Annotated in this window: 6 protein-coding genes; all 6 read right to left on the bottom strand. The window is 30.8% G+C overall.

Annotated features, from left to right (window positions below; translation table 11 throughout):
- On the bottom strand, window positions 1–189 hold a 189-nt coding region (locus FLP08_RS16500; protein ID WP_238388515.1), incomplete at its 3' end, for a hypothetical protein.
- Window positions 190–356: 167 nt separating this feature from the next.
- On the bottom strand, window positions 357–1,037 hold the full coding sequence (locus FLP08_RS15365; protein ID WP_156278053.1) for a hypothetical protein: 681 nt from the start codon (window positions 1,035–1,037) through the stop codon (window positions 357–359).
- Window positions 1,038–1,232: 195 nt separating this feature from the next.
- Complete coding sequence (locus FLP08_RS15360; RefSeq protein ID WP_156278051.1) at window positions 1,233–1,907, bottom strand: hypothetical protein; 675 nt, start codon at window positions 1,905–1,907, stop codon at window positions 1,233–1,235.
- Between the two features lie 182 nt (window positions 1,908–2,089).
- Window positions 2,090–2,374, bottom strand: a complete 285-nt coding sequence (locus FLP08_RS15355) for a type II toxin-antitoxin system RelE/ParE family toxin (RefSeq protein ID WP_156278049.1) — start codon at window positions 2,372–2,374, stop codon at window positions 2,090–2,092.
- Window positions 2,367–2,606, bottom strand: a complete 240-nt coding sequence (locus FLP08_RS15350) for a ribbon-helix-helix domain-containing protein (RefSeq protein WP_083645208.1) — start codon at window positions 2,604–2,606, stop codon at window positions 2,367–2,369. The genes FLP08_RS15355 and FLP08_RS15350 overlap by 8 nt, the downstream gene beginning before the upstream one ends.
- Window positions 2,607–2,813: 207 nt before the next feature.
- A partial coding sequence (locus tag FLP08_RS15345; protein WP_341485024.1) for a DUF6624 domain-containing protein occupies window positions 2,814–3,104 on the bottom strand: 291 nt, incomplete at its 5' end.

Below are 3,104 nucleotides of genomic sequence, written 5' to 3'. Positions count from 1 at the left end.
GCTAAATTTTCTTGAAGCTAAGTTATTTTTTATCAAATATTGGTTATGTACTAATTCATCTATTTTTTCAAATATGTCATTATCTATGAATAATTCTTTCTCTTTATTTGTGCCTACTCTTTCTAAAGATTCGTAGTTACCTCCATGCCGATCAAATATTCTTAAATGTTCAATTGTGATTAAATTCATGTTTAAAAAATGCGCTACAACGGTCTCGGTTATCGCCAGTTGGCGGAGTAGGGGACGCGGGTTTGTCGGCTTAGTATTGGTTTGTTGGTCAAGTTAATTATTTTCATTCTAACGCTGCCGCTTATTGGCGATGAACCGTTGTTGGCAAATAGTTTTAATTGTCGATTTTACCAAATTTTTCTTTCAGCCTTCTTCTTTTTTTGAAGAGTTAAACTGTTGATTAAATAGTATGTAGAAAGAAAGGGGACGAAGTAAAAATTGAATTCTATAAAAACGGAAAGAATCAAACTAATTAATCCCCAAATTAATATTTCTACTAAAATCGTTAGTATTAATCCGAGTAACCAGTCATTTTTATATTTCCATCCATATTCATCTTTTTTATCAAGAATGGGGAATAAATAATCTCTTTCTAATTCAAGTAATTCTCTATATGTAATTGTGTTAATTGACCTATTTACTTTTTTTAAATATTGAATTAATAGTCTTTTGTCATTTCTACTTCTATCTACAGGTTCAAATTGAAGTATTGATTCCACCAAGCATTCCAATTTTTTGAACTTTATCTTACTTAATTCTTTAGAAGAGTTTTTAGTTTTAATCAAGCTTAAATTATAGAAAGCTATTTCTTTGAACTTTTTATCCAGGATATCATCGGTAAGAAAGTCACCACTGAGAATTGGGTTTTTTGGCTTTTCATTTTCTTTAGACTCCATTGGACTAGAAGCCGTCGTAGATAATTCTGAAGACAATTTATTTTCAGGTTTTTGTTTTCTTCTGAATTCTCTTATTAGATGTATTATTATCCCAGTCAGTATTCCTCCGAATAAAAATAGAAGAGGCCTCATTTTATTATTTTAATTTTTTCCTTTTCCACTTAGGATTATTCATATTAAAATTTTTGCCAACGGTCTCGGCTATCGCAAGTTGCGGGAGTAGGGACGCGAAGTTGTCGGTTTAATTGTTTTGTTTTATGGTTTCTAAAATTACACTTTTTTTACAATACCCGTTATTTGCGATGAGCCGTTGTTGGGCGGAGTTTTCTAGTTCATTATTTGCCAAATAATACTGATTATTGTTGCAATACCAACAATCAGCGCAATTATGACATTAGTTTTATTCCAATTAGATTCTTTTTCTTTTCCATCTGTTTTAATCGATTGATTTTTAATCTTACTTTTTTGATTTACGATTAAATTTTTAGCGTTAAAGATGGTTGAATTGTTTTCTTGTTTACTCATTTTTTCATCTACCCAATCTTGTACAATTTGTTCCAAACTTTCATAATCAAAATTCTTTCTTTTTCCTTTTTTACGATTCTTGATTATAGTTAAAATTTGATATTTAATATGTTTATAAAATTCTCTTTTTTCTCCTTTGTAATGATATAGGTGATATTCTATGAAACTTGTACACTTATAAAGAGGATTAAATCTTTCTAAAAAATCAACAAAGCCAACATCAATTGAATGGTTAATTCTTTGGAATTTCTCTTGTTCAGAAAACCCGAGTTTATTTACCGCATAAAGTATAGACGGATAAAGACTAATTTCAAACTTATCGATTTTAGGATTAGTTGGCTCATAATCTTTTGTCCATTTTCCATCTGAGACTAAATGAGCTTCTTCCATTAAAATGTCAACCAGTTCATTTTCATTTTCACCTTTATATTCCTTTTTTGGTAGATGAACTTTAAAGAAATTATGATGCTTTATCATTTAAATACTGTTTGTGAAAATTACGCCCAACGGTCTCGGTTATCGCCAGTTGGCGGAGTAAGGGACGCGGGTTTGTCGGCTTAGTATTGGTTTTTTGGTCAAGTTAATTATTTTCTTACTAACGGTGCCGCTTATTGGCGATGAACCGTTGTTGGCAACCGTATTTTCTTGCTGGATTTTGATTAGATATTACTTAGATCTTGTTTTCCAATTATTGTCATAATTTCGACAATATTGTTTTCTATCCGATAATAAATACTATCAGATCCGCACACACATCTTCTATATCTAGGTTTTATAAAATCAACTGCTTCGAACGTGAAAGGTTGCTTGGCAATGAGATCGAAATATTCAAAAAATGTTTCGAAATATTTATCTGCTTGAGTTTCTCCAAATCTTTTTACTCCGAATTGATGAATCCGAATTAAATCTTCTTTAGCGACATTACTTAACTTATATTTACTCATTAAGTAAAGACTTTGATTTTGCTAAAATCTGTTCTTTGCTGTCATTTGTAAAACCGCTTTTTTCAGCTTTTTCTAATTTACTTTTAATATAATTAATTTGAATTTGCTGATTTCTAGCTTGTCTTATTAGGTCATTAACCAATTCACTTTTACTTGAATATTCTTTACTCTCAATTTGAGATTTCAGCCACTCGTCGTTTGGTTCTGTAAAGGAAATACTTTGTCTAGCCATGATATCTATATTTGATGTAAAATTGCACCAAAAATGAATCAATAGCAAGTTTTTTGTGTGAAAATATTGTTGCCAACGGTCTCGGTTATCGCCAGTTGGCGGAGTAAGGGACGCGGATTTGTCGGCTTAGTATTGGTTTGTTGGTCAAGTTAATTATTTTCTTACTAACAGTGCCGCTTATTGGCGATGAACCGTTGTTGTGTGCTGTTATTTCTTCTCCTGAATATTATTGATACGTTTATATTCTTTCAAAGGAATCATACCAACCATTCTTCGTAAAGAATCAACTTTTGAAGTGTCTTTAATTTTATATAATTCGAAGATCTTTTCTACTTTTTCTGTAACTGAATCCTTTAATGTTTTAATTAAGAATTGGCTACCATAAATTTGTGGTAAACCTCGATGCATTAAATATCGATCATGATACATAGCTGCTAAATCTTCATCTAGTTGGCCATTTTTAGCAGCTTTAATTATCATTGGTAAATATTTATCCTG

This window comes from Christiangramia aestuarii (assembly GCF_009735585.1).
Classification (GTDB): Bacteria; Bacteroidota; Bacteroidia; order Flavobacteriales; family Flavobacteriaceae; genus Christiangramia; species Christiangramia aestuarii.
The sequence above is the reverse complement of the archived record's forward strand: the minus strand, read 5'-3'. Positions and strand labels throughout refer to the sequence as shown.